General features: G+C 58.9%; 21 protein-coding genes, 1 tRNA gene and 1 pseudogene. 11 read left to right on the forward strand and 12 right to left on the reverse strand.

Annotated elements, in window-relative coordinates; translation table 11 throughout:
- Positions 1 to 7: 7 nt before the first annotated feature.
- Together RB548_RS07610 and RB548_RS07615 are read right to left on the reverse strand one after the other, a co-directional pair.
- Complete coding sequence (locus RB548_RS07610; protein WP_331374912.1) at positions 8 to 1,909, reverse strand: NACHT domain-containing protein; 1,902 nt, start codon at positions 1,907 to 1,909, stop codon at positions 8 to 10.
- 370 nt (positions 1,910 to 2,279) lie between these two features.
- Positions 2,280 to 2,369, reverse strand: a tRNA-Ser gene (locus RB548_RS07615).
- A 298-nt stretch (positions 2,370 to 2,667) separates the two neighbouring features.
- On the opposite strand from RB548_RS07615, the gene RB548_RS07620 reads away from it, so the two are divergent.
- From RB548_RS07620 to RB548_RS07635, 4 genes are all read left to right on the forward strand, one after another.
- Entirely contained in the window at positions 2,668 to 3,702 is a 1,035-nt protein-coding gene (locus RB548_RS07620; RefSeq protein ID WP_331374333.1) for a septal ring lytic transglycosylase RlpA family protein, read from the forward strand.
- A 63-nt stretch (positions 3,703 to 3,765) separates the two neighbouring features.
- Positions 3,766 to 4,920, forward strand: coding sequence for a D-alanyl-D-alanine carboxypeptidase family protein (locus RB548_RS07625; RefSeq protein WP_331374334.1), 1,155 nt, complete (start codon positions 3,766 to 3,768; stop codon positions 4,918 to 4,920).
- Between the two features lie 179 nt (positions 4,921 to 5,099).
- Positions 5,100 to 5,780 (forward strand): dTMP kinase, encoded by a 681-nt coding sequence (tmk, locus tag RB548_RS07630; protein ID WP_331374335.1) that lies wholly within the window; start codon positions 5,100 to 5,102, stop codon positions 5,778 to 5,780.
- The gene (locus tag RB548_RS07635) at positions 5,777 to 6,808 is read left to right on the forward strand and encodes a DNA polymerase III subunit delta' (protein WP_331374336.1); all 1,032 of its coding nucleotides are present in this window, start codon (positions 5,777 to 5,779) and stop codon (positions 6,806 to 6,808) included. Before tmk ends, RB548_RS07635 begins: the two co-directional genes overlap by 4 nt.
- On the opposite strand, the gene RB548_RS07640 is transcribed toward RB548_RS07635, so the two are convergent.
- A complete protein-coding gene (locus RB548_RS07640; protein ID WP_331374337.1) occupies positions 6,803 to 7,108 on the reverse strand; it encodes a nucleoside triphosphate pyrophosphohydrolase family protein in 306 nt (101 codons plus the stop codon). The two genes, RB548_RS07635 and RB548_RS07640, sit on opposite strands and share 6 nt — an antisense overlap.
- A gap of 184 nt (positions 7,109 to 7,292) precedes the next feature.
- On the opposite strand from RB548_RS07640, the gene metG reads away from it, so the two are divergent.
- The 6 genes and pseudogenes from metG to RB548_RS07670 all read left to right on the forward strand — a co-directional run bounded on the left by metG (position 7,293) and on the right by RB548_RS07670 (position 13,433).
- Complete coding sequence (gene metG, locus RB548_RS07645; RefSeq protein ID WP_331374338.1) at positions 7,293 to 8,843, forward strand: methionine--tRNA ligase; 1,551 nt, start codon at positions 7,293 to 7,295, stop codon at positions 8,841 to 8,843.
- Between the two features lie 13 nt (positions 8,844 to 8,856).
- Entirely contained in the window at positions 8,857 to 9,636 is a 780-nt protein-coding gene (locus RB548_RS07650; RefSeq protein WP_331374339.1) for a TatD family hydrolase, read from the forward strand.
- 1 nt (position 9,637) lies between these two features.
- Positions 9,638 to 10,474, forward strand: coding sequence for an MBL fold metallo-hydrolase (locus tag RB548_RS07655; RefSeq protein WP_331374340.1), 837 nt, complete (start codon positions 9,638 to 9,640; stop codon positions 10,472 to 10,474).
- Between the two features lie 248 nt (positions 10,475 to 10,722).
- Complete coding sequence (locus RB548_RS07660) at positions 10,723 to 12,150, forward strand: ISNCY family transposase (RefSeq protein WP_331374341.1); 1,428 nt, start codon at positions 10,723 to 10,725, stop codon at positions 12,148 to 12,150.
- A gap of 286 nt (positions 12,151 to 12,436) precedes the next feature.
- Positions 12,437 to 12,575 (forward strand): annotated as a pseudogene (locus RB548_RS32335) (helix-turn-helix domain-containing protein); the annotation flags it as partial.
- Positions 12,576 to 13,013: 438 nt separating this feature from the next.
- A complete protein-coding gene (locus RB548_RS07670) occupies positions 13,014 to 13,433 on the forward strand; it encodes a DUF4864 domain-containing protein (protein WP_331374342.1) in 420 nt (139 codons plus the stop codon).
- A gap of 15 nt (positions 13,434 to 13,448) precedes the next feature.
- On the opposite strand, the gene tgt is transcribed toward RB548_RS07670, so the two are convergent.
- The 8 genes from tgt to RB548_RS07710 form a co-directional block, all read right to left on the reverse strand.
- Positions 13,449 to 14,579: a tRNA guanosine(34) transglycosylase Tgt gene (tgt, locus tag RB548_RS07675; protein ID WP_331374343.1), complete on the reverse strand. Its 1,131-nt coding sequence runs from the start codon at positions 14,577 to 14,579 to the stop codon at positions 13,449 to 13,451.
- Positions 14,580 to 15,662 (reverse strand): tRNA preQ1(34) S-adenosylmethionine ribosyltransferase-isomerase QueA, encoded by a 1,083-nt coding sequence (gene queA, locus RB548_RS07680; protein ID WP_331374344.1) that lies wholly within the window; start codon positions 15,660 to 15,662, stop codon positions 14,580 to 14,582. It abuts the gene before it with no gap.
- Positions 15,663 to 15,738: 76 nt separating this feature from the next.
- Positions 15,739 to 16,248, reverse strand: a complete 510-nt coding sequence (locus RB548_RS07685) for a peptidylprolyl isomerase (protein ID WP_331374345.1) — start codon at positions 16,246 to 16,248, stop codon at positions 15,739 to 15,741.
- A 23-nt stretch (positions 16,249 to 16,271) separates the two neighbouring features.
- Positions 16,272 to 16,844, reverse strand: coding sequence for a peptidylprolyl isomerase (locus RB548_RS07690; RefSeq protein WP_331374346.1), 573 nt, complete (start codon positions 16,842 to 16,844; stop codon positions 16,272 to 16,274).
- Positions 16,845 to 16,879: 35 nt separating this feature from the next.
- A complete protein-coding gene (gene coaD, locus RB548_RS07695; RefSeq protein WP_331374347.1) occupies positions 16,880 to 17,374 on the reverse strand; it encodes a pantetheine-phosphate adenylyltransferase in 495 nt (164 codons plus the stop codon).
- A gap of 520 nt (positions 17,375 to 17,894) precedes the next feature.
- A complete protein-coding gene (locus RB548_RS07700; RefSeq protein WP_331374348.1) occupies positions 17,895 to 19,292 on the reverse strand; it encodes an MATE family efflux transporter in 1,398 nt (465 codons plus the stop codon).
- Positions 19,293 to 19,542: 250 nt separating this feature from the next.
- Complete coding sequence (locus RB548_RS07705; RefSeq protein ID WP_331374349.1) at positions 19,543 to 20,832, reverse strand: TCR/Tet family MFS transporter; 1,290 nt, start codon at positions 20,830 to 20,832, stop codon at positions 19,543 to 19,545.
- 157 nt (positions 20,833 to 20,989) lie between these two features.
- Entirely contained in the window at positions 20,990 to 21,898 is a 909-nt protein-coding gene (locus RB548_RS07710) for a LysR family transcriptional regulator (RefSeq protein ID WP_331374350.1), read from the reverse strand.
- Between the two features lie 118 nt (positions 21,899 to 22,016).
- Here RB548_RS07710 and RB548_RS07715 point away from each other — a divergent pair, with 118 nt between their 5' ends.
- Complete coding sequence (locus tag RB548_RS07715) at positions 22,017 to 23,015, forward strand: aldo/keto reductase (protein ID WP_331374351.1); 999 nt, start codon at positions 22,017 to 22,019, stop codon at positions 23,013 to 23,015.
- A gap of 48 nt (positions 23,016 to 23,063) precedes the next feature.
- Here the strand turns inward: RB548_RS07715 and ypfJ are convergent, their stop codons facing one another.
- Positions 23,064 to 24,008 carry a KPN_02809 family neutral zinc metallopeptidase gene (gene ypfJ / locus RB548_RS07720; protein WP_331374352.1) on the reverse strand — a complete coding sequence of 315 codons (945 nt, stop codon included), beginning with the start codon at positions 24,006 to 24,008 and terminating at the stop codon, positions 23,064 to 23,066.
- Between the last annotated feature and the right edge of the window lie 353 nt (positions 24,009 to 24,361).

A 24,361-nucleotide genomic window follows, 5' to 3' on the forward strand; every position in this document is an offset into this window, starting at 1 on the left:
TCCACTCTTAAGAGCGCAGACTCACGGGATAAGCGGAACTTCGCAAGGCGGTCCCCGCCGGAGGGATACCCCGCTTACTGTTTTGGTCAATCTCTTTGCTGCACCACTTGCGCAATTTTTCCAGCTCCTGCGCGACACGTTCTTCAAGAGGGGCAAATTTGTTCTGCTTCTTGTTCACAGCAGCGAGAACTTCGTCAACTATGTTTTCGCTAGCTTCGCCTTCAGTAGTCACACTGGCTGAAATCTCATTTGGCATGAAATGCAGGCTGCAAGTTAGATCGCACTCTTTACCAATGGCCTTTGAGATTTCGTGAAACGCCGAGAACATTTCAGGGTGGTATAGTATTGAACCGGTATAATAAAGAGTGTTTGCTTTATACCCCATTAACCTGCTGACATTATTGAGTAGCTCTTCAATGTCTTCATCAACAGAGAAACTCATTGACAAAAGTTCCCTCTCGTTATTTAGGCCGTTACGAATGCGTACCAAGTATAGTACATCAATACTGCTTAGCACGCCGAATTTTTCGGCGCCGGAACGTTTAAATGTGCCGCGTTCGTTTAGCTTTTTGTATAGAGGCCTCACATACTCGTCCAAAACGATATTTTTGTTCATCTCAAAGCACATTAGAAGTACATTGTCGTTGTACCGCTTGCGTATTCCTGAGAATATTTCCGAAAACTTTCCCGGTATGATTCGCATCAGAGCGTAGGCGCAGAAATATTCCTGAAATGACCTGTGGATAAAGATATAATTCAAACCTTCTTGCTTAAGCAAGTTTACAGTCTCTTCGTAATCTTTCAGGATTAGTTCAGACTCTTTTGTGATGCCGCAGATCTTGCTGCTCTTGTTAATCAGGTCTATCACTTCTGATTTCGTAAATTCGAACTTCTCTTGGTGATAGCTTAGCAGACAGAACATTCCAAAAGAGCGCTGGAACTCATCGATATCAAGGGTCTTCGCTCTATTGAATGCCTTTGTTGCATCGTGCCATTGGAAGAGGGTCGTGAAGGCCTGATCGTAAAAAATGTTCATCCGCCTAGGAATGTCCATATTTTCCTTAAAGGTCATCATCATCATGATGGCCAGGAGCGGATTTGAAAGGAAACTCTTGTTCTGGGCGTAGAATTCCGCATCCAATTGCTTCAAGAAGAGTTTCTTTGCCGCGGGATCGAAGGGAACGAGTCCAACCAGTTTCTTCACTTTCGGCAAGTCAAAGGGCTGCGACTCGTATAGCTCGAAGTTCTGCCACCCGGCGAATCTGCGTTCATATCTGCTGGAAACCACGAATCTGCATTTGGGAAAATCGCTGCTCAGTTGCAGAATTTGGCTTTGCACCAAGTCTCTTTGACCGTGAACAATTTCATCAAAGCCATCCAGAATAAAGCAGAAGCGTCCGGAATTGCAGAAGTAAGAAAATAGGTCGTCACTCAGCTCTTTTTTTCTCGATATCGATATTCTAATAAATGATTTCAGATCTATGCTTGTCAGTTCGTTTAGTTTCCTAAGCTCAATAAATATTGGAGTGTATTCGTGGTTTCCTTCGAATAATGTTAACCAAAGATGACGCATAAAAAATGTCTTTCCGGCTCCACCATTGCCGTTTATAACAACATTTTTACCCTCAACAATCGTGTAAATAAGTTTATCTTCTTCAACCTGTTTATCTCCGCATAAGAAAGAAGATTTTACGTAAACGGAGTACAAATCGACATCTTTCTCCTTCTGGGATAGTAGGCGGACAAAAGCATTCTTCTGATATGCGTCCTTCATGAACGGTTCGAAGTCTTCAAATATCTTTGCCCACGCATCTTTTGCAGCGGATGTAGCCTTGGAGCTAACACTGTTAAATGCCTTCGCCACGAGGCTTGTGACCACGGACGCAGCCACTTTGTTACCGTCAATCATCTCAGCCACACTATACCCCATCAATAGATTGCGTATTTTGTAGAGCGCAACCTTCCCGAAAGTGAAGAGGATTTCAATCGCGCAAACGAGCAATCAGGCGTTCTCAACAGTTCCTTCTGAAACGGACTGTCCTGCTGAACAGGCGAGCAAAAGGATGACGAACATTTCCCGGCTCAGAATAAATACGAACCAGCGCAATGACTTCGTGCGGCCTGAGGCTGTTGGTATCGCGGAATCCAGGTGGGAATAGGCATCATCAGCGCCGACTAAGCCGAAAACACAAAGTGGCCGTGGTGTCTAGGATTTAGAGTAGGGACAGTTGCATCCTGCCCGGCGATGAGCAACGTATTCAGTCACTTAGAGAAACGAATGGCGGAGGAGGTGGGATTCGAACCCACGGTACGCTTTCACGCACGCCGGTTTTCAAGACCGGTGCCTTAAACCGCTCGGCCACTCCTCCGGGCAGCGCGTTATTGCGCGAAGCGCGAGGTCTTTGCAAGGTTTAACGTGCCCGGCGCTTGGAAAATTTCTGGTGTACGGCGAAGAGGCCAATGTCCCCACGACGGGCCTCGCGGACGGGATATACGTTTTGTAAACCATAACGGAAGATTTTTGCCTCGCTTCGGGCTCCCCGTTCGCAATTTTGCCGTCTTGCTGACATGATTAATCGACTGTCTCGTTTCGAGACGCCGAGCTTTCCGCGGGGGCTAGAGCGGAATGTTTTCGAAGTACGGCTTTGCGAACGATATTGGGGACAGATGATTTTTAGTAGAGATGCAGCACTTCTTTCGAGGGGTCTACGTGTTGCTGCGGTTCCGTTGCTTTGCGCGACGCTTGCCGCCTGTGGTTCGGCGTCGAGCGTCAAGACGAGCAAGGCGCGGAGCAAGGAATACTTTGCCGAATCTGTCTATGGCGTCAAAGCGAGTCCCCGGGTCGCGACCGGGCGGAACATCCCGAAGGGGGGTGGGCGCTACCAGGTTGGCAATGCCTATCAGGTCAAGGGCAAGTGGTATCAGCCGAAGGAGGATTTCGGCTACAACAAGACAGGCGTCGCTTCCTGGTATGGCTCCGCCTTTCACGGGCGACTGACGGCGAATGGCGAAGTCTACGACAAGTATCACTTGTCCGCCGCGCACCCAACTTTCCCGTTGCCGAGCTATGCACGCGTCACCAATATGGAAAATGGCACATCGGTCATCGTTCGCGTGAACGACCGCGGCCCGTACGAGTACGGCCGCATCATCGATGTCTCCTCAAAGACAGCCGATATGCTGGACATCAAGGGTAAGGGCAGTGCCAAGGTACGCGTGCAATATGTTGGCCGCGCGCCACTCGAAGGCAACGATATGCCCTATCTGATGGCCTCCTACGTCAAGAAGGGTGACCGTAGCCCCGGCGTGATGCCGGAGGGACAGATCGCGACCGGTGTCATGGTTGCGTCGAACGAGCCGTTCCGCAATCAGGTGCCGGATCTCGCCAGTGTGCCGGTCCCACAGAGGTCGATGCTGGATGCGGGCGTCCCGGTGACGGCGCTGGCCGAGCCGGCGCCGCAAGTCGCCATGCCTCAATCTTTCGGCGAATTTGTTGCTCTCCCGGAGATCGGGCCGATCCCCACCGAGCGGCCGGAGCTGATCCCGATGCCTGACGGCAGCATGGCTTATGCCGCTGCCTACGTCGAAGTCCGCGTGAGCGACAAGGCTTCGCCCTTCGAGGCGATCATGGTCGATCCGTACCCGCTGACGGCCGATTCCATCGTCGCCTATGCAAAGCGCCACTACAGGGATGGTGTCTAGCGCTAACTTCGGTTGAAGAGACTTGTGCGCGCTGCTATGCCCATGAAGAAGCCGGAGTTTCTCATGCGCATAAAGTTGCTCGCGGTCGTGGCCTTTCTTGCGGCGACCGTCTCGACAAATGCGGTCGCCCAGACGCCCGCATTCGATACCAAGGCGAAACAGATCTATCTCGTCGATGGGGAGACCGGCACAGTGCTCTTCGCGCGCGGCGAACACGAGCCCGTGCCGCCGGCATCGCTTGCCAAGCTGATGGCGATGGAGGTGGTCTTTGAGGCCTTGGACAAGGGCGAGCTGAGCCCAGAGACGACGTACGAGGTCTCTGAGCACGCCTGGCGGACCGGGGGCGCACCGTCCGGAACCTCCACGATGTTTGCCGCCATCAAGTCGAGGATCCGCGTCGCGGATCTCATTCAAGGCGCAACCGTACAACTGGCAAACGATGCCTGCATCATCCTCGCGGAGGGCATGACCGGCAGCGAAGCTGCCTTTGCCAAGCGCATGACGGCGCGGGCGCGGGAACTCGGCATGCCCGTTGCTTCCTTCAACAACGCCACCGGTCTCCCGGATCCTGCCAACAAGGTGACGATGCGGGAACTGGTGACGTTGGCGCGGCATCTGCGCGAGGCTCATCCGAATTTCTACCGGCTCTATTCCCAAGCCGAATTTGAATGGAACAAGATCCTTCAACGCAATCGCAACCCGCTGATCGCCGCCAATGTCGGCGTCGATGGGCTGGCTACGGGATTTGCGGAAGGTTTCGGCTTTTCGATGGCGGCCTCGATGCAGCGCGGCGACCGTCGCGTCTATCTTGCCATGGGCGGGCTCGAAAGCGACAAGGAACGCACGGAAGAAAGCCGCAGGGTACTCGATTGGGCGATGTCCGCCTTCGAGAAACGGCGCATTTTCGGCGACGGGGAGACCATCGGCGAAGCAAGCGTCTATGGTGGCGCGGCATCGCATGTCGCGCTTGTCGCGAGCGGGCCGATCGATGTGCTTCTCCCGGTCAACAATGCTGAACGGCTGACCGCGCGCATCGTTTACAAATGGCCGCTGACTGCGCCGGTCGCCGCCGGTCAGGACGTCGGCGTCATCAAACTCTGGAATGGCGAGCGGTTGTTGCTGGAGGTCCCGGTGAGGACCGGCAGCGCTGTCGAGGTCGGTACGCTCACCAGCCGCGCGATCGACGCGCTTCAGGAGCTTCTCTTCTTCTGGCTGTAACAAATGCGCGCGCGCCCGTTCCTTCCGGCGAACCAATCGGCTAAACAGGGCCGATAGCTACAGCGCCGCGCGTCGGATCAGACGCGCAAGGAATGCTGTAGTACTTTGAATTGCTGCATGTTTTTGACCGCTAGTCGGTACGATTTAGGGAAGCATGCAGTTGGCCGATTTGGGAACGCATGTCGCTGACGAAGGGTCTGTTTGTAACGTTTGAGGGCGGGGAAGGGGCCGGCAAGTCGACCCAGATGCGCCTGCTGGCCGATTCGCTGCGCGCGCGTGGTTACGATGTGCTGACCACGCGAGAGCCTGGCGGCTCCGTCGGCGCGGAGGCTGTCCGCCACGTGCTGCTGTCGGGGGCGGCAGAGTCTTTCGGTATTCGCATGGAGGCGATTCTTTTCGCGGCCGCGCGCAGCGATCACGTCGAAGAGGTGATCCGGCCGGCGCTTCAGAAGGGTACCATCGTCCTGTGTGACCGCTTCATGGATTCCTCGCGTGTTTACCAGGGCATCACCGGCAACCTCGAACCGGCCTTCGTGGAAACGCTCGAACGCGTGGCCGTCAACGGTGTGATTCCGGACCGCACTATTATTTTCGACCTGCCTGCCACCGTTGGGCTCGAGCGCGCGCGTCGCCGCGCTGCCAGCGGCAGTCCCGATCGTTTCGAGAAGGAACAGCTCGAAACGCATGAGAAACGGCGCGAGGCCTTCCTTGACATCGCCGAAGCCGATCCTCGGCGGTGTCGTGTCGTCGATGCGGCACGGTCGCCGGACGTCATAGCGGCCGAGGTTCGCGAGATTATGGAGGCGTTGCTGGCGGACGGTGACGAACCACGGTCGTCAAACGCGGAAGCTGCGTCATGACGATGGAACGTCCCGGTCTGCTCGAAGGAGCCGTGGCCCCTGCCGAAAACAGCAAGCTGTTCGGCCATCTTCAGGCAGAGGAGTTTCTGGCCCAGAGCTACAAGTCTGGCAAAGGGCACCATGCGGTCCTTATCGAGGGACCGGAGGGCATCGGCAAGGCGACGCTTGCCTTTCGCTTCGCGAACCACATTCTGAATCATCCCGAACCGGCGACGGCGCCCGATCAGCTTGCCGATCCGGATCCCGCTTCCATCGTCACTCGGCAGCTTGCCTCCGGCGCATCGCACAACCTGCTTCATCTCACCCGCCCCGTGGACGAGAAAACGGGTAGGGCAAAAGGGGCAATCACCGTGGACGAAGTGCGCCGCGTCGGAAAGTTCTTTGGCCAAACATCCGGCACGGGGAACTGGCGCATCGTCATCATCGACCCGGCGGACGATCTCAACCGCAACGCCGCCAACGCCATCCTCAAGATACTTGAGGAACCGCCGCGCCGCTCGCTCTTCCTGGTGCTCACGCACGCGCCTGGGAAACTGCTGCCCACCATCCGCTCGCGCTGCCTTCCATTGCGGCTGAAGCCGCTGGACCGCGAGCCGATGCGCCACGCGCTTGGCCATCTCGGCTTCGATATGACGGGGCCGAATGTCGAGCGGATTCTCGCTGCGGCAAACGGCAGTGTTTCCGAGGCACTAAAGCTCATAAATTACGGCGGCCTCGATATCGCCGCCGCCTTCGAGGACATCCTGGCGGGTGAGGGACCTGCGGTGCGCAGGCAGATGCACAAGCTTGCGGATATTCTCGCAGCAAGGGACAGCGAAACGATCTTCGATTTCTTTTCGTCCCTGTTGACCGGGCGCGTCATGCAGCAGGCGCGGGACGCGGCGCTCGCCGGCGATATCGGCAGGGCCGAGCGCCTTGCGAGCCTCTCCAGTACTTTCGCGGAGCGTCTGACAGTGAGCGACGCCTATAATCTCGATCGAAAACAGACGATCCTGTCGCTGCTCGAAGATCTGAAGGACGCGCTATAGGTCGGGAGCGAACCTCCATTTTCGCTCGATCGCCGCAGCCAGGTCTAAATCGTTGTGGTGGGCGAAGAGGAGCACATGGCCGAGGAGGTCCGCGGTTTCGTCAGCGAGCGACTGGCGCAGTTCCTGCGGCGACATGGTACGAGCGCGGCCCCTGCCGCTTACCTTATTCCAGGCTTGCGTCAGTTCACCCACTTCTTCCTGCAGTTTCAAGATGTACCAATCCGGGTCGCGCACGATGCCATGTTCTGTTGCATAGGCGACCGAGGCCGCCTCGAATTTTCGCTTGAGCTGGCCGAGCACGTCACTTCCCTCCGTTTGTTTCCGTTTTGTTCCTGATCGTCGTCTGTGTCAATCCGATTTGTCGTTCGATCGTCGCTGCCACTGCCCGAGGGCGGGCTTTTTCTTTCCCCGGCGGTTTCCTACCTGAAGGCGATGCGCTAATAGCAGCCGTAGTTTCCCGATCCGAGATATGTCGAAGCCCACCATGAGAGACACTTCCCCCTTCTACATCACCACCGCGATTTCCTATCCGAACGGCCGGCCGCATATCGGCCATGCCTATGAATTGATCGCGACGGATGCGATGGCGCGCTATCAGCGACTGGACGGGCGCGACGTCTTCTTCCTGACGGGAACTGACGAGCACGGCCAGAAGATGCAGCAGACGGCAAAGAAGGAAGGCATTTCCGCGCAAGAGCTCGCCGATCGCAACTCGGCCGAATTCCAGAAGATGGCGGTGCTTCTCAACGCTTCCAACGACGATTTCATCCGCACGACGGAGAAACGTCACCACCAGGCCTCGCAGGAAATCTGGATCCGCATGGGCGAGGCGGGCGATCTTTATAAGGATTCCTATGCGGGGTGGTACTCCGTCCGCGACGAGGCCTATTATCAGGAAAACGAGACGGAGCTGCGCGACGACGGCGTGCGCTACGGGCCGCAGGGCACTCCGGTCGAGTGGGTGGAAGAGGAGAGCTATTTCTTCCGCCTCTCCGCCTATCAGGAAAAGCTCCTCAAGCACTACGAAGAGAATCCGGATTTCATCGGGCCGGCCGAGCGGCGGAACGAGGTCATTTCCTTCGTCAAGTCGGGGCTGAAGGATCTCTCGGTTTCGCGCACGACCTTCGATTGGGGCATCAAGGTGCCGAACGATCCGGCCCACGTCATGTATGTCTGGGTGGACGCGCTGACGAACTACATCACTGCAACGGGCTATCTCACCGATCCGACCGGTCCGCGCGCAAAATTCTGGCCGGCGAATATTCATATCATCGGCAAGGACATCATCCGCTTCCATGCTGTCTACTGGCCGGCCTTCCTGATGTCCGCCGGTCTGCCGCTCCCGAAGCGCGTCTTCGCCCATGGCTTCCTGCTCAACAAGGGCGAGAAGATGTCGAAATCGCTCGGCAACGTCGTGGATCCGTTCAATCTGGTCGAACACTTCGGGCTTGACCAGATTCGCTACTTCTTCCTGCGCGAAGTTTCTTTCGGCCAGGACGGCAGCTACAGCGAGGAGGGGATCGCGACACGCATCAACTCGGATCTTGCCAACGGCATCGGCAACCTCGCCAGCCGTTCGCTGTCGATGATCGTGAAGAACTGCGACGGCCAGATCCCAGTCTGCGGGCCGCTCACCGACGAGGACAAGGCAATGCTGGCCTCTGCCGATGCCTTGCTCGAGGCGACGCGCGAGGATATGGGCAAACAGCTCATCCACCGGGCGCTCGGCGCGATCATTGCTGTCGTTTCCGAAACCGACCGCTATTTCGCCGGTCAGGAGCCCTGGGCTTTGAAGAAGACGGATCCGGAGCGGATGGCGACGGTGCTTTACGTCACCGCCGAAGTGGTCCGTCAGGTCGCGATCCTGCTGCAGCCGTTCATGCCGGATTCGGCGGGCAAGCTTCTCGACCTCGTCGCCATACCGGCCGACAAGCGTGATTTTGCTCATCTTGGTGAAGCCGGACGTCTCGTCTCCGGAACGCCGCTTGAGGCACCGAAGCCGGTCTTCCCGCGCTACGTGGCGCCCGAAGTATAAGCGAGTGCAACGCATGCTGATCGACACCCATTGCCATCTGGACTTCCCGGACTTCGAGGCGGAGCGCGACGCGATCATCGAACGCGCTGCCGCGGCCGGCGTGGCGCAGATGGTGACGATTTCGACGCGTGTGAAGCGGTTCGACACGATCCTTGCGATCGCCGAGGCCTATCCGAATGTGTTTTGTTCCGTCGGTACCCATCCGCACAACGCGGACGAGGAACTCGACATCACCACGGAAGATCTCGTTAGGCTCTCGGCGCATCCCAAAGTGGTTGCGATCGGTGAGGCGGGGCTCGATTATTTCTACGACAATGCACCGCGCGACGCGCAGGCTGAAGGGCTGCGCCGCCACATCGCGGCCGCGCGGGAGACAGGGCTGCCGCTCGTCATCCATAGCCGCTCGGCGGACGACGACATGGCGGCGATCCTGACCGAGGAAAGCGGGAAGGGGGCCTTCCCTTTCCTCCTCCATTGCTTCTCCTCGGGCCCGGACCTCGCGCGCATCGGCGTCGAGCTCGGCGGCTACGTGTCCTTTTCCGGCATTCTGACGTTCCCGAAGTCGCAGGAGATCAGGGATATCGCGAAGACGATCCCGCGCGACCGGATGATCGTCGAGACGGACGCACCATATCTCGCGCCAAAACCGTTCCGCGGCAAGCGCAACGAGCCGGCCTTTGTCGCGCATACCGCTGAGGTGCTGGCGGAAACCATCGGCGTTTCACCCGAGGAAATTGCCGAGATTACGACGGAGAACGCCTTGCGCATCTTTTCGAAAATGCCGAGGCTCTGACGTGGCATTTCGGCGGGTCTTCACCATTCTCGGATGCGGTTCCTCGCCAGGGGTACCGCGTATTACCGGCGATTGGGGGGCCTGCGATCCGTCAAATCCGCGCAACCGCCGTATGCGAGCGGCGCTGCTCGTCGAGCAGTTCGCGCCAGACGGCGGCAAGACGACCGTCGTTATAGATACCGGCCCGGATTTCCGCGCCCAGATGGTTGCCGCCGATGTTCGCCACATCGACGCCGTGCTTTACACGCACGCTCATGCCGATCATCTGCATGGGATCGACGATCTACGCGGCTTCGTGATCGAAAATCGCAAGTGCGTGCCGATCTGGGCGGATGCATCCACGATGAGTGCAATCCGCGAGAGGTTTCGCTATTGCGTGGAATCACTAACAGGAAGCGGCTATCCGCCGATCGTCGAGCCGCGTCTCTTCACCGAAGATCTGTCGCCGGTCACCGTTCACGGCGCTGGTGGGCCGATTTCGTTTACACCGTTGATGCAATTTCACGGCAATACCCATTCTCTCGGTTTTCGAGTTGGTGATTTTGCCTATTGCAGCGACGTGAGCGATTTTCCGCCGGAGACCGTCGGAAAGCTGCTGGATCTCGATCTCCTTGTCCTCGACACGCTGCAGTACAAGTTGCATCCGAGCCATTTGTCGCTGGTGCAGTCGCTCGGCTGGATCGCGAGGCTTCAGCCGAAGCGCGCTGTGCTGACGCATATGCACGTGCCGTTGGACTATGAAACGGTGCAGAACGAAACGCCGGATCACGTCGAGCCGGCTTACGACATGATGCGTCTCGAGTTCGAGATCGCCATGCCGTCCACCGAAGAAGCGTAACATCCGACGTTAGGACGCGGCTTCAAGGCGTTGATTTCGCGCTAGTCAGCGAGTTCGGCGCTATGCGGACAAGTTCCATAATCTATCTTATGCGATAATTGTATGTAGCGGCAGTTTAGAGATGCGACATATGAGCCAGTTAGAGATGCGACAGTCGTCGCCTCTTGGGATGCTGGTCAAACGTCAACGTTTGGAAGGAAGACTGGCGACGTGAAGCGTGGTTGAGACCATGAGCGTTCGGAGTCGTCATGTCTTGTTTGATCACCATGTCGCAGAAGGAATTGCATCGTCTTGAACTGATCCAGCGGATTCGCGGTGGCGGCCTGACCGTCGTCGAGGCGGCCGCGTTGCTTCGTCTCAGCCGCAGTCAGGTTCACCGGCTGTTGCAGGCCTATGACCTGGCCGGCGCCGACGGTCTCGTCTCGAAGAAGCGCGGCCGTCCGAGCAATCGACGTCACAGCGAGGATTTCCGCAACCTGGTGCTCGACCTGGTGCGTGAGCATTATGGGGATTTCGGACCAACGTTGGCGGCTGAGAAGCTGCTCGAACGCCACCGGATTGCCGTTAGCAAGGAGACGCTGCGTCAATGGATGATCGAAGCCGGCATCTGGGTGTCGCGACGCGAGCGCAAGAAGCGGGTCTTCCAGCCGCGCGGCCGGCGCGATTGTTTCGGCGAACTCGTTCAGATCGACGGCTCGCTTCATTGGTGGTTCGAGAACCGCGGTCCCAAATGCGCCCTGCTGGTCTACATCGACGACGCCACCGGCAAGCTGTTGCATCTGCGCTTTGCGGCCTCGGAGAACACCTTCGACTATCTGCACGCGACGAAGGCCTACTTGCAGCAATGGGGCAAGCCGATCGCGTTTTACAGCGACAAGCATGGCATCTTCCGCACCACCCATGCTTCCAAGCAGGACAGAACCAGCGGCCTGACGCAGTTCGGCCGGGCCCTTTATGAGCTCAACATCGACATCATCTGCGCCAATACTCCGCAGGCCAAGGGCCGCGTCGAGCGCGCCAACCAGACGCTGCAGGATCGCCTGGTCAAGGAACTGCGGCTGCGCGGCATCGACACGATCGCGGCGGCCAATGCTTATGCGCCGGAGTTCATGGCCGACTTCAATCGTCGCTTTGGCAAGGCGCCGCGCAATCCGAAGGACATGCATCGGCCGTTTGCCGCGCATGAGAACCTCGATGGCGCCATGTGCCGCAAGGAGGTCCGCAAGCTGTCGCAGTCCCTGACGCTGCGCTATGACAAGGTGATGTTCCTCCTCGATCCGACCGACCTCGCCACGGCGCTCGCCGGCAAGAAGCTTATTGTCTGCGATTATCCCGATGGTCGCCTCGAGATCACCCATCAGGGGACGTCCCTGCCCTACAGAACCTTCGACACCTTACGGTCGGTCCATCGCTCGGAGGTGGTCGAGAACAAGCGCCTTGATGACATGCTGGCGGTGGTGGCCGAGATGCAGGCCGGGCGAGAACAACAGCGCAGCAAGAGCGGGCCGCGTCGCACCGGCCAGACGGACCATATGTTCGGGATTCGCGACGGCAGCCAGAGCAATGGCTACCAGAAGCGCGGCACGAAGCCTGGCCGGAAGACGGACTTTACCAAGGATCCGGTGGTCATCGCCAAGCGCCAGCAAGCCCTTGCGCAGCTGAAAGCGGCGGAGTGATCGGGCTGTCAAAGCTAAAGTTTATCTTGCAGCTGGAGCCATCCGCCGCCGACCGGGTTGCGCAACCCTGACCAGCTCCACCCGGACGGCGGCTTGCGTCTGTGTATTAATCAAATATGCCCGCTTGAAATCGCAGTAATAAACGATAGGATGATGTCGCGTTTCTAAGTTGACTACTTTGTCTCATCTTTAAATAGCTGTGACATTGTATGTAGCCGGGTGGGTTCGGGGATGAAGTGCGACTTGCGAGAGATGCCAATGGTTTGTCACTTGCAAGGAATGTCTCATGAGGCGCACCTACTCCCCAGATCGACATGGATGAACGTCGTAGGATCGCTCGTTGGCGAGCGGCCGGCCTGGGCGCCACCGTCATCGCCGGGAAATTCGGCCACCATCGACCGACGATCTATCGCGATCGGCGTCGTCTAGCGATCCGCTCAAACCTGATCAGGCTCTGCTGCCGTACGCTGTCGACGACGATCAACGGCATTATTGTGTGCCACAGACCTCCGTTGAGCCGATGGTTCGTGTTTTCGTCCGCCAGAAACAATGCGGGTTCGCCTTGTGGGCTGCCGGTCTCGTCTCAATCAGCAGCGCGACGCATCCCTTGAGAGCCGCCACGTTGGCTGGCGAAGATGGTCGCGTGTGCTGGGGATCTGCGTTGCACAACCCTTTTCGCAGTCGCGGCATCACGAAGTTATGATGTCTGCAGGTCTAGTTTAGGATTATTGCCTATAATATTGAAATTGCACACATATGTGTATATTAGGAAAGAATAATTCGTCGACTTTGAGGTCACAAGGTACTTACCGGCGTCAGCATGAGGCCTATCCTTGATGACAAGAGGTGGATGGAGGCCAGCAATGGTCAGGATCGTTCTTGTTGCGCTTTGTCTCACGCTCTCGATTGGAGCGGGCCCCGCCCTCGCAGATGAACCTGTCGATACGGTGCAATCCGTCATCCGCGCTCAGATCAAGGCTTTCCTGGAGGATGATGCGGATACGGCCTATTCCTTCGCCTCGCCGGCTATCAGGACTAAATTCCCGGACAAGATCATCTTTTTCGACATGGTCAAGCGCAGCTATCAGCACCTCTATCGTCCGGGCAATTTCGCCTTCGGTCGATCGAAGGTGGTCGGCGAAGAGGTGTTCCAGGAGGTCCTTATTTCGGGATCGGACGGCAAGGACTGGACGGCGGTCTACGATCTCGTTCACCAGCCGGATGGCAGCTACAAGATCAATGGCGTGATGATGTTGCAGACCGCGTCCGGTCCGCAGCTCTGACAGGTTGAAAAGAAGTCAGACGGGCGGCAAGTCACCGCGCTTCCAATTTTCCTGGGTTTCCGCCATGAAATCGGCGTAACGCCCCTCCTCGATCGCCTTGCGGATGCCCGCCATCAGCTCCTGATAATAGGCCAGGTTGTTCCAGCTGAGTAGCATGCCTCCGAGCGATTCATTCGAGCGGATCAAGTGATGCAGGTAGGCGCGGGAATAGTCGCGCGTTGCCGGGCAGGACGATTGCTCGTCGAGTGGGCGCGTATCTTCGGCGTGGCGTGCGTTTCTAAGGTTGATGCGGCCGTAGCGGGTGAAGGCCAGGCCATGGCGGCCGGAACGGGTCGGCATGACGCAGTCGAACATGTCGATGCCATGCGCGACGGATTTCAGGATGTCGTCCGGTGTACCAACGCCCATCAGATAGCGCGGCTTTTCGGTAGGCAGCGCCGGGCATGTGACGTCGAGCATATCGAGCATGACCTCCTGTGGTTCACCGACAGCCAGGCCACCGACCGCGTAGCCTTTGAGGTCAAGATCTCTTAGCACAAGAGCCGAGCGCTCGCGCAGTTTCGGAATGTCGCCGCCCTGCACGATACCGAACATGGCCTTGCCCGGCTGATCCCCGAACGCCACTTTGCAGCGTTCCGCCCAGCGCAGCGACATTTCCATCGCCCGTTCGATTTCGTCGGGTTCGGCTGGCAGAGCCACGCACTCGTCGAGCTGCATCTGTATATCGCTGTCGAGCAATCCCTGGATCTCGATCGAACGTTCCGGCGACATGTGATAGAGCGCGCCGTCCACATGGCTCTTGAAGGTCACGCCCTGCTCGTTGAGCTTGCGCAGGCTGGAGAGCGACATGACCTGGAAGCCGCCGCTGTCCGTTAGGATCGGCCGTTCCCAGCGGATGAAGTTGTGCAATCCGCCAAGCCGCGCAACGCGTTCGGCGCCGGGCCGCAGCATCAAATGATAGGTGTTGCCAAGGATGATGTCGGCGCCGAGTTCGCGCACCTGGTCGAGATACATGGCCTTGACCGTGCCGACGGTTCCGACAGGCATGAATGCAGGCGTGCGAATCGTGCCGCGGGGCATCGAAACCTCGCCGCGGCGCGCCCTGCCGTCGGTTGCAAGCAGCTTGAATTGGAACGTCTCGGTCATCTAGTCTTTCCGGAAAAGCAGGCTTGAATCGCCATAGGAATAGAAGCGGTAGCCGCCGGCGATTGCGTGAGCATAGGCGGCACGCATCGTGTCGAGCCCGGCGAAGGCCGAAACAAGCATGAAAAGCGTCGATTTCGGCAGATGGAAATTGGTCATCAGCATATCGACCGCGCGGAAGCGATAACCCGGCGTGATGAAGATGCCGGTCGCGCCTGACCAGGGCCGGATTTCGCCTTCTTTCGTTGCCGCGCTTTCGATCAGTCGGAGCGACGTCGTGCCGACGCAAACGATGCGCCCGCCCCTCGCCCGCACCGCATTCAGGCTGTTCGCGGTCGCCGCGCTCACATGGCCGATTTCCTCGTGCATCACGTGATCGTCGGTGTCATCCGTCTTGACCGGCAGGAAGGTCCCCGCACCCACGTGCAGGGTTACGAAATGGCGCTCGACGCCGACCTCGTCAAGCCTTGCGAAAAGGCGTTCGGTGAAATGCAGTCCGGCGGTCGGTGCCGCGACGGCCCCCTCTTCCCGCGCATAGACGGTCTGATAGTCGGTGCGGTCCCGCGCGTCGTCCGGACGTTTGGATGCGATATAGGGGGGCAGCGAGGTATGGCCCACGGCCATGATCGCTTCGTCGAGCGCCGGTCCGGAAAGGTCGAAGCGAAGCGTAACCTCGCCGGCGTCGGCCTTTTCCTCGACCGTGGCGTCGAGCGTGCCGAGCAGGCAGCTGTTTCCGCCGTGGCCAAACGAGATCCGGTCACCGGGTTTCAGCCGGCGCGCCGGTCGCGCGAAAGCCTTCCAGCGGTCGGGGGCGACGCGCATATGCAGCGTCAGAGAGACCTGTGTGACGACCTCTTCGCTACGCCTGCGAAGGCCTTCGAGCTGCGCCGGTATCACCTTCGTGTCGTTGAAAACCAGCGCGTCCCCGGGCCGCAGGAAGGACGGCAGGTCGAGAACGTCGTGATCGCTGAGGACCGGCTCGCCGTCCGGCCGCACGACAAGCATGCGGGCGCTGTCGCGCGGGTTTGCGGGCCGCAGCGCAATGGAAGTTTCCGGCAGGTCGAAGTCGAACAGGTCTACGCGCATCGATGGTGTCAGACAAAAGCAAACCCGCCCCGGCGTCCTTTGACGCGACAGAGGCGGGTCTGTGCATTAGCGCAAATCAGGCGTCGGCGGCAACCCGCATCGACACGATCGTATCGGGATCACGCACCGGCTCGCCGCGCTTGATCTTGTCGACGTTCTCCATGCCTTCGATCACCTGGCCCCAGATCGAGTACTGCTTGTTGAGCCAGGGTGCGTCGGTGAAGCAGATGAAGAACTGGGAGTTTGCCGAGTTCGGCATCTGGCTGCGGGCCATCGAGCACGTGCCACGCACGTGGCTCTTGTCGGAGAATTCGGCCTTCAGGTCGGGCTTGGAGGAGCCGCCCATGCCTGCGCGGCCTGGATTGAATTGTTCACTGCCGGTCTTTCCGTACTGCACGTCGCCCGTCTGTGCCATGAAGTCCTCGATCACGCGATGAAACACGACTCCATCATAGGCACCCTCGCGCGTCAGCTCCTTGATGCGAGCGACGTGACCCGGAGCGACGTCCGGCAGAAGCTCGATCACGACCTTGCCCTTCGTGGTCTCCATTATGATCGTGTTTTCCGGATCCTTGATCTCGGCCATGGTTCTTCTCCTTCTGTTTGACTTTACTTGCCGACCTTGACGCTGATCATACGGTCTGGATCGGTGACCGCGCCGTTGTTGGCGTCATCACCAAGCTTGATCTTGTCGACATTCTCCATGCCTTCGACCACCTTGCCGACGACCGTATACTGGCCGTTGAGGAAGTCACCCGGCGCGAACATGATAAAAAACTGCGAGTTGGCGCTGTTCGGATCCTGCGAGCGCGCCATGCCCACTGTACCACGCTCGAAGGGCACGTCGGAGAATTCCGCCGGCAGGTCGGGTTTGGAGGAGCCGCCCGTTCCAGCCAGTTCGGCCTGATAGCCGTCTTTCATGTCTCCATATTGCACGTCGCCCGTCTGGGCCATGAAGCCCTTGATCACGCGATGAAACGCAACGTTGTCGTATTCGCCTGCAGCCGCGAGCTCCTTGATCTGCTGAACGTGCTTCGGCGCGATGTCCGGACGCAGCTCGATAACGACCGGGCCTTCCTTCAGCTGAATCGTGATCACATTGTCGCTCGACTGCGCGAAAGCCGTCCCTGTCAGGGTGGCGAGCGCCAGTGCCCCTGCTAAAGCGAATTGGAGGATTTTCATGGTTTCTCCCTGAGTGGTGTGAGCTGTCGGCGCGTTCAGGCCTTGCGTTTCGCCTGCAGCGCCTGATGGACCGCACGGGGCACGAAGGCGCTTACATCGCCGCCCATCGCCGCGATCTGGCGGACCAATGTGGCCGTAATGGGCCGCGATGCGGTACCCGCCGGTAAAAACAGTGTCTGGATGTCCGGAGCCATTTGCCGGTTCATACCCGCCATCTGCATCTCGTAATCGAGGTCCGTGCCATCGCGAAGGCCCCGCACGAGCAGGTTCGCGCCATGATGGCGCGCCGCATCGACCACAAGGTTATCGAACGAAACAACGGCGATATCGCCTGCCCTTTCAGGCAGAAACTCGCTCAGCGAGCGGCGGATGAGGTCGGCGCGCTCTTCGAAGGAAAAGAGCGGCGTCTTTCCCGGATGAATGCCGATCGCCACGATGACCTTCTCCGCGACGTTGAGTGCTTGCACAAGCACGTCGAGGTGCCCGTTCGTCATCGGATCGAAGGAGCCGGGATAGAAAGCCGTGGTCATCGCACCTGTTTCCGTTTGGTGAAGCCTTTTGTCATGGACAGCGGCCGACCGCAAGGGCAGCGCGACCGGCGTCTCGCGTGTTCCCTCGGAAACAGCACGCGGGAAAGAATGAATGCTAGATGAATGCAGTGTTCAAGATCGTTTCACACCGGAAGTTGTACTGTGAGGCACGAATGAACGGAACCTTTTTGGAGACATGCCGTTTTAGGAAACTGAAAGGATTACGGCCATGGGACTTGCTCTGTTTTCGATGACGATGTTTTTCGCGATGTCCGTTGCTGCAATCCATGCGCTTCGCAGCGAAGTGAGTGTCCGCAACGAGCAAGACCGCGGCTTTAATCTGTGAATGCCTCCAGGAACTTCTTGCCGGAAGTTTCAAATAAGCGGCCTCATATCTTCCCCTGCTGAGGTCGCTCTTGTAAGCCGGACGGTCTCCCCTGCCCGTCCGGCTTTTTCTTTTCATCCCGTAGGTAGGTGTAAGCCGAGCCGGCTGGTTTGAGGCTTGCCACGAGGCCTTGGTTCAAAAGGCCTTCGCCTGGATCGAGCGAAGCAGACAGAAGAAACGACAATTGAGCGAAACGGCCGCCGCGGCCAGCCCGAGCACAAAGCCGAACCACACGCCGACGCCGCCGAAGTTCAGCGGAAAGGCAAATGCCCAGGCGCAGAAAAAGCCGATCGGCCAATAGGAGATCATCGCCAGGATCATCGGTACCGTCGTGTCCTTGAGGCCGCGCAGCATGCCGGCCGCGATGGCCTGGAGACCGTCGACAAGCTGGAAAGCACCGGCGATGACGATCAACGGACCCGCAAAGGCGAGCACTTCCGCCGCATCGGGACGACTCGTATCGAGATAGAGCGCCGCAAGCTGGCGCGGGAAGAGCGCAAAAATCGTGCTGCCGACGGCGGCAAATAGACAGCCGAGGACGAGGACGGCGATGGCGGCCCGTCTGACGCCCAACAAGTCGCCGCTTCCGTAGGCAAGTCCGACACGCACTGTTCCAGCCTGCGCGAGACCGAGGGGGATCATGAAGGCGATCGAGGCGAATTGAAGCGCGATCCCGTGCGCAGCCAGCTCCATCGTGCCGATATTGCCCATAAGCAGCGAAGCGGCCGTAAACAGGCTGACTTCGGCAAGGATCGTCATGGAGATCGGAACGCCGAGATGGATCACCTCGCGGAACGCCGGCCAGTCGGGCCGCCAGAAGCGCACGAAGAGTTCGTACCGGTTGAGTTCCGGCCTGCCGCGGATATAGGCGATCGTGAGCGCCGCACCGAGCAAGGCGACGCCGAGGGCTGCCAGCGCTGCACCGAATATGCCGAGCGCCGGAAAGCCGAAATGCCCGTAGATCAGCACGTAGCAGAGCAGCGCGTTGAGAACGAGCGTCGCAAGCGTCACGTAGAGAATGATCCCGGCCCGCTCCAACCCGCTCAGGAAAGCTCTCAGCACCATGAAGATGAGGCTCGGAAAAATCGCCCATTGCGCGATATGCAGGTATTCTCCGGCGAGCTTCGCGACCTCGGGTCTTTGGCCAGCAAAAAGAAGAATGGGTTCTGCCATCCAAAGGAGCGGCGCCGTAAGGACGCCGTAGAGCAGCACCACCCACATGCCCATCCTTACCGAGCGGCGGACGGAAACCTTGTCGCCCCTGCCCTGCGCCTGTGCGGCCATGGGTACCACGGCATTGGCAAAGCCGCTGCCGAAAATGAAGACGGTGAAGAACGTCTGCGTCGCAAGGATGATCGCCGCGAGCTCGGTAGCACCCAGCTTGCCGACCATCAGCACGTCTGTGGTATTGATCGCCAGCTGTGCAAGCTGCGCACCGATGAAGGGCACGCCGAGATAGAAGCTTGCACGATAGTGGTTGCTCCACGAATTGTCGTTCTGCAGCTGCATTTGGCTCGTGTTCGTGGTCAGCATGGGAAACCTGGCTCCAGATCACGTTCATGACCTTGGACGCATCCAAAATCATAAATGACTTCAATTTCAAAAAGTTAGAACAAGGTGCAGGCGGAAAGCCGCTCGCGCTTCTCGTCGTTCCGTTCTGTTGCGGCAGATCGGCTGCAAATCAACTCGGTGGAAGAACATCCGAGATAGAGCAGCGCCGATGAAAGTGCCAGCGAGAAAGGCCTAACTGCTCAATTTTTCATCGAAGGATCAAAAAAATTGATCAATTTGAAGGCGTTGCCTCGCCCGGAGCCAGGCCTGCCGTTGGTTTCGGCACGCTATCTTGAAATGCTTTGTCCGGTAGAGATCGCACCCGAAGCAGGAAAACCGCAAGCCCCGCGACAATGAGGCAACTCGCCAGGACGTAGGGTGCACCGGAAAACGAGAAGGTGGCCGCAGGGCTGGTGAAATATCCGAAGATCTGCGTGAAGATAAGCGGCCCGACGATCGTCGTGATGCTCGAAATGCTGGTGAGCGCTCCCTGCAGTTCGCCTTGGGCCGACGGCGGGACGTGGGCAGAGGCGATGCTGCGCAACGGAGGATCGGCCAGGCTTTCAAGTGCCGTCGCAACGATCACGGCATACACCATCCACCCCTGCCAGGCGGCGGCATAGCCGGCCATTCCGAGCGCTGTAAAGATGAGACCAAGCGCAGCGGTTCGCCGTTCTCCGAACCTCGTCACGACGCGCGGCAGGACAACGGCCATGACAAACGCTCCGCCGATACCGAAGATCCCGAGCGACAATCCGATCTGCCCCTCGCTCCAGCCGTAACGATAGGATGAGACGAACGACCAGACAGCCGGGTAGACCGCATGGGCAAGCCAATAGAGGAAGAAGACAAGACCAATCCAGCCAATACCCGGATAGTTTCGCATCTGTTTGAGCGCGCCGAGGGGATTGGCGCGCCACCACTCGAACCGCCGCTTGTTGGCGCGATCCAGGGTCTCGGGCAGGAAGAACACACCGACCATGAAGTTGATGAAGGAGAGCGCTGCGGCGCCGTAAAACGGCACTCTCGGACCCAGCTCTCCGAGAAAGCCGCCAATGACCGGGCCGAGCGCGAAGCCGGTGCCGAAAGCGATGCCGATCAAGCCGAAATTCTTCGCCCGACTGCTGTCGTCGCTGATGTCGGCGATGTAGGCGGACGCCGTTCCGAAGCTCGCGCCGCTGATGCCGGCAAGGATACGCCCGATGAAAAGCATCCAGTAGCTCGTTGCAAGCGCACAGATCAGGTTGTCGATCGCGAAGGTGAGAACGGAAGCAAGCAGGATCGGCCGCCGCCCGAAGCGATCGCTCAGGTTGCCTATCAGCGGCGCAAAGAGAAACTGCATCGCTGAATAGACGAGCAGCAGCCATCCGCCGTCGATGGCTGCTTCGCCAACGCTTGCGCCGGTCAACTCCTTAAGAAAGGTCGGCAGCACCGGCACGATGATGGCGATGCCCATGATGTCGAGAAAGAGGATGAGAAAGACGAGAAATAGTCCACGCCGCACGAATTTCTTGTCGAGCATGAAGCCCCTCCCCGCTGTGTATCGTCAGTGTGGAGACAGAACGTGAACGACGTCACCAAATAACGTGTATCGCATTGTTAAAATCGAAACAATGCGTGAACATTTCAAAGTTTATGATCGAAACGATCGCGTCCGCTGATGCTTGCTGCTCGTAGCCTTACGGTTCCGAGCGTCGTTGTTCCACCTTCAGGAAGTCGACGAAGGCCCTGAGCGGGGCCGGCATATGACGACGGCTGGCATAGTACAGGAACGGCCCCGGGAAACTCGTCACCCACGATTCGAGAATTGGCACAAGCCGCCCTGCTTTGATCTCCGGTGCCAGAAATTCCTCGAATGTTCGAATCACTCCGAGACCGTCGATCGCTGCGCCGACTTCGAGATCGATCACATTGGCAAGGATGACTGCGGGCGGTGCGATGGTCAGGGCGGCGTCGCCTTCTCCAAACTCCCAGGTCAACGCAACGCCGCTTGGGAAACGGTGGCGGATGGTGGCGTGTTCGAGAAGATCGCGCGGATGTTGCGGTACGCCATGTCGCGCAAGATAATCCGGGGCAGCGGCGGTGATGTAACGCTGTACGCGCGGGCCGATCGGGATGGCGATCATGTCTCGCTCAAGTCGTTCCTCGTAGCGCACGCCGGCGTCGAATCCGGCGGCGAGAACATCGATGAAGCCATCCTCTGCTGTGACCTCCAGCGTAATTGCCGGATTGGCTTTCATGAACCGACCGACAAGTGGCGGCAGGATTTCACGGGCGACGATTGTCGGCACATTCAGCCTGAGCGTGCCCGCAGGGCTGTCGCGGAGGCTGCCCACCTGATCGAGCGCTCCGGCGATCTCTCCAAGCGCCGGCGACAAGCGCTCAAGCAACCGCATGCCCGCCTCGGTCGGCGTGACGCTGCGGGTCGTCCGATTGAGCAGTCTCACGCCCAACCTTGTCTCCAGTCGGCGCAGTGCCTCGCTGAGCGCAGAGGCTGAAACGCCGCGTTTGCGCGCGGCAGTCCGGAAACTGCGCTCGCGGGCAACGGCGGCAAAGGCATCAAGTTCTGCGAGCGGGAGGTCGTTCATTGTGCGGAATTACGGACAAGCTGTTTGGCTTGTGGCGGATTATCGCACACTGCGCGCTGAAGTAAATACGGCGGCGAACGAAATGGCCGGACAACGGCCGCATCGAAGGAGAAGTGAGATGCAAAAGGTTTCACTTGGAAAGTTAGGCCCGGAGGTTTCCGTGATCGGGCTTGGCTGCATGGGTATGTCGGGCATGTACGGTCCATCAGACCGCGCAGAAAGCATCGCCACCATTCATGCCGCGCTCGATGCGGGTATCACCTTGCTCGACACCGGTGATTTCTACGGCATGGGTCACAACGAGATGTTGATCGGAGAAGCACTCAAGGGACGCGATCGCGATCAGGCGCAGTTGAGCGTCAAGTTCGGTGCACTGCGCGATGCTGCCGGCGCGTGGGTCGGTTACGACGGCCGCCCGAAGGCAGTGCGCAACTTCCTTGCCTATACGTTGCAGCGCCTTGGCGTCGACTACATCGACATCTACAGACCGGCCCGCCTCGATCCCGATGTCCCGATCGAGGACACCGTTGGTGCGATCGCCGATATGGTGAAGGCTGGCTATGTTCGCCACATCGGCCTTTCCGAGGTCGGTGCCGATACGATCCGGCGCGCGGCCGCCGTTCATCAGATCGTCGATCTTCAGATCGAGTACTCACTGATCTCGCGGGGGATCGAGGAGGAGATCCTGCCGACATGCCGCGAATTCGGTATCGGCATCACGGCCTACGGCGTCCTTTCGCGCGGCCTGATCAGCGGACACTGGCAGAAAGGTGCAATCAAGGGTGGCGATTTCCGCGCCATTAGCCCGCGCTTCCAGGAAGGCAATGTCGAGCAGAACCTGGCTCTCGTCGAGGCGCTGCGGCGCGTCGCAGACGCAAAGGGCGTTACCGTCGCGCAGATCGCGATCGCCTGGGTCGCTGCGCAAGGCGCCGATATCGTGCCGCTTGTGGGCGCACGCCGCCGCGACCGACTAGCCGAAGCGCTTGCTTCGCTGGCTGTTCGCCTCGATGCGGACGATCTGGCGGCAATCGAGCGTGCCGTGCCGAAGGACGCTGCCGCCGGTGCTCGTTATCCGGAAGCACAACTCGCGCATATGGACAGCGAACGGCACGGCTGAACGGCCGTTGTCCGGATCGGGCTCGGCGGCCCGGTCCGGACGATCCGATCAGACGGATCCGGAGAAGGTGTCGCAGGCCGACATCTGGCCGCTGTCAAAGCCGCGCTGGAACCATCTCATCCGTTGCTCCGATGTGCCGTGGTTGAAGCTCTCCGGGACGACATAGCCTTGCATGCGCTTTTGCAGCGTATCGTCGCCGATCTGCGTGGCGGCATTCAACGCCTCCTCCAGATCGCCGCGTTCCAGCAAACCCTTCTGCTCCGTATACTTGCCCCAGATTCCGGCGAAACAATCAGCCTGCAGTTCGACGCGGATCGACATCTGGTTCGCCTCGACCTCGCTCATGCGTTGCCGCATCTGGTTGAATTTCGGCAAGACACCGATCAGGTTCTGCACGTGATGGCCGACCTCATGGGCAAGGACATAGGCCTGGGCGAAGTCACCGGCGGCATCGAATTTATGAGCGAGTTCGTCGAAGAAGCTCATGTCGAGATAGACCTTGCGGTCGCCCGGGCAATAGAACGGCCCCGACGCGGCGGAGGCAAAGCCGCAGGCCGATCGGACGGAGTCACTGAACAGCACGAGCTTCGGTTCCTGATACTGTTCGCCGCTCGCCTGGAAGATGCCGTTCCACGTGTCTTCCGTTTCAGCAAGTACCGTCGCCATGAAGGCTTTCATCTCTTCCTCTTCGGCCGAACCTTGTGGCACCTGTGAGCCGTCGCTCTGCTCGAAGCCAGGCATGCTCATCGGGCCGCCGCCCTGGAGGACCTGGAGCATGTCGATGCCCATGGCCCGCAGCACGAAATAGAGAATCACGAGAAAGATGATCGTGCCGAAGCTCATTCCGCCGCCGGCGCGGCGCATGCCGCCTCCCCCGCCCGGCAAGCGGAACCCACCGCCACGGCCGAACGGGCTGCCTCCGGGCCCGCCTCCGGGGCTCGCCCCGCGCTGATCTTCAATGTTTCCGGATTGGCGGCGACCCTTCCATTCCATGATCAGTCCTCCAGGCGTCGCATCGGCTTAATGCATTGAATGATTTATATGCCCGAGCGACGATCCTTGTAAAACGCTATCGCCACCATCCTGTTTCGTCGGGCCGATCTTTTTTGATTTGGCAAGCCGATCGCGGAGGCATGGAGTCGAGTTCGACCCCGTCGCAAAATTCCGGGCTTCCCCATGGTCCTGTGGTCGTTCGGCGGGTGCGGGAGTGGCACCCCAAATATCTTCGCTTTATTGTCGATTCCGAAATTTTCGGGGTTTCGCTTGCAGAAACATTTGCCTATAAGCCGCTTCTAGCCTGAAAAGACCATAAATGCGCGCCCCGGCCGGTGACCTCCCACCCTGGC

Origin of the sequence: Sinorhizobium chiapasense, from assembly GCF_036488675.1 — a bacterium.
In the GTDB taxonomy this organism is placed as follows: domain Bacteria; phylum Pseudomonadota; class Alphaproteobacteria; order Rhizobiales; family Rhizobiaceae; genus Sinorhizobium; species Sinorhizobium chiapasense.

Coding starts and splice junctions, on each gene's coding strand:
- RB548_RS07610 (WP_331374912.1), bottom strand. CDS start 1,909: ATGATTGACGGTAACAAAGTGGCTGCGTCCGTGGTCACAAGCCTCGTG.
- RB548_RS07620 (WP_331374333.1), top strand. CDS start 2,668: ATGATTTTTAGTAGAGATGCAGCACTTCTTTCGAGGGGTCTACGTGTT.
- RB548_RS07625 (WP_331374334.1), top strand. CDS start 3,766: ATGCGCATAAAGTTGCTCGCGGTCGTGGCCTTTCTTGCGGCGACCGTC.
- tmk (WP_331374335.1), top strand. CDS start 5,100: ATGTCGCTGACGAAGGGTCTGTTTGTAACGTTTGAGGGCGGGGAAGGG.
- RB548_RS07635 (WP_331374336.1), top strand. CDS start 5,777: ATGACGATGGAACGTCCCGGTCTGCTCGAAGGAGCCGTGGCCCCTGCC.
- metG (WP_331374338.1), top strand. CDS start 7,293: ATGAGAGACACTTCCCCCTTCTACATCACCACCGCGATTTCCTATCCG.
- RB548_RS07650 (WP_331374339.1), top strand. CDS start 8,857: ATGCTGATCGACACCCATTGCCATCTGGACTTCCCGGACTTCGAGGCG.
- RB548_RS07660 (WP_331374341.1), top strand. CDS start 10,723: ATGTCTTGTTTGATCACCATGTCGCAGAAGGAATTGCATCGTCTTGAA.
- RB548_RS07670 (WP_331374342.1), top strand. CDS start 13,014: ATGGTCAGGATCGTTCTTGTTGCGCTTTGTCTCACGCTCTCGATTGGA.
- tgt (WP_331374343.1), bottom strand. CDS start 14,579: ATGACCGAGACGTTCCAATTCAAGCTGCTTGCAACCGACGGCAGGGCG.
- queA (WP_331374344.1), bottom strand. CDS start 15,662: ATGCGCGTAGACCTGTTCGACTTCGACCTGCCGGAAACTTCCATTGCG.
- RB548_RS07685 (WP_331374345.1), bottom strand. CDS start 16,248: ATGGCCGAGATCAAGGATCCGGAAAACACGATCATAATGGAGACCACG.
- RB548_RS07690 (WP_331374346.1), bottom strand. CDS start 16,844: ATGAAAATCCTCCAATTCGCTTTAGCAGGGGCACTGGCGCTCGCCACC.
- coaD (WP_331374347.1), bottom strand. CDS start 17,374: ATGACCACGGCTTTCTATCCCGGCTCCTTCGATCCGATGACGAACGGG.
- RB548_RS07700 (WP_331374348.1), bottom strand. CDS start 19,292: ATGCTGACCACGAACACGAGCCAAATGCAGCTGCAGAACGACAATTCG.
- RB548_RS07705 (WP_331374349.1), bottom strand. CDS start 20,832: ATGCTCGACAAGAAATTCGTGCGGCGTGGACTATTTCTCGTCTTTCTC.
- RB548_RS07710 (WP_331374350.1), bottom strand. CDS start 21,898: ATGAACGACCTCCCGCTCGCAGAACTTGATGCCTTTGCCGCCGTTGCC.
- RB548_RS07715 (WP_331374351.1), top strand. CDS start 22,017: ATGCAAAAGGTTTCACTTGGAAAGTTAGGCCCGGAGGTTTCCGTGATC.
- ypfJ (WP_331374352.1), bottom strand. CDS start 24,008: ATGGAATGGAAGGGTCGCCGCCAATCCGGAAACATTGAAGATCAGCGC.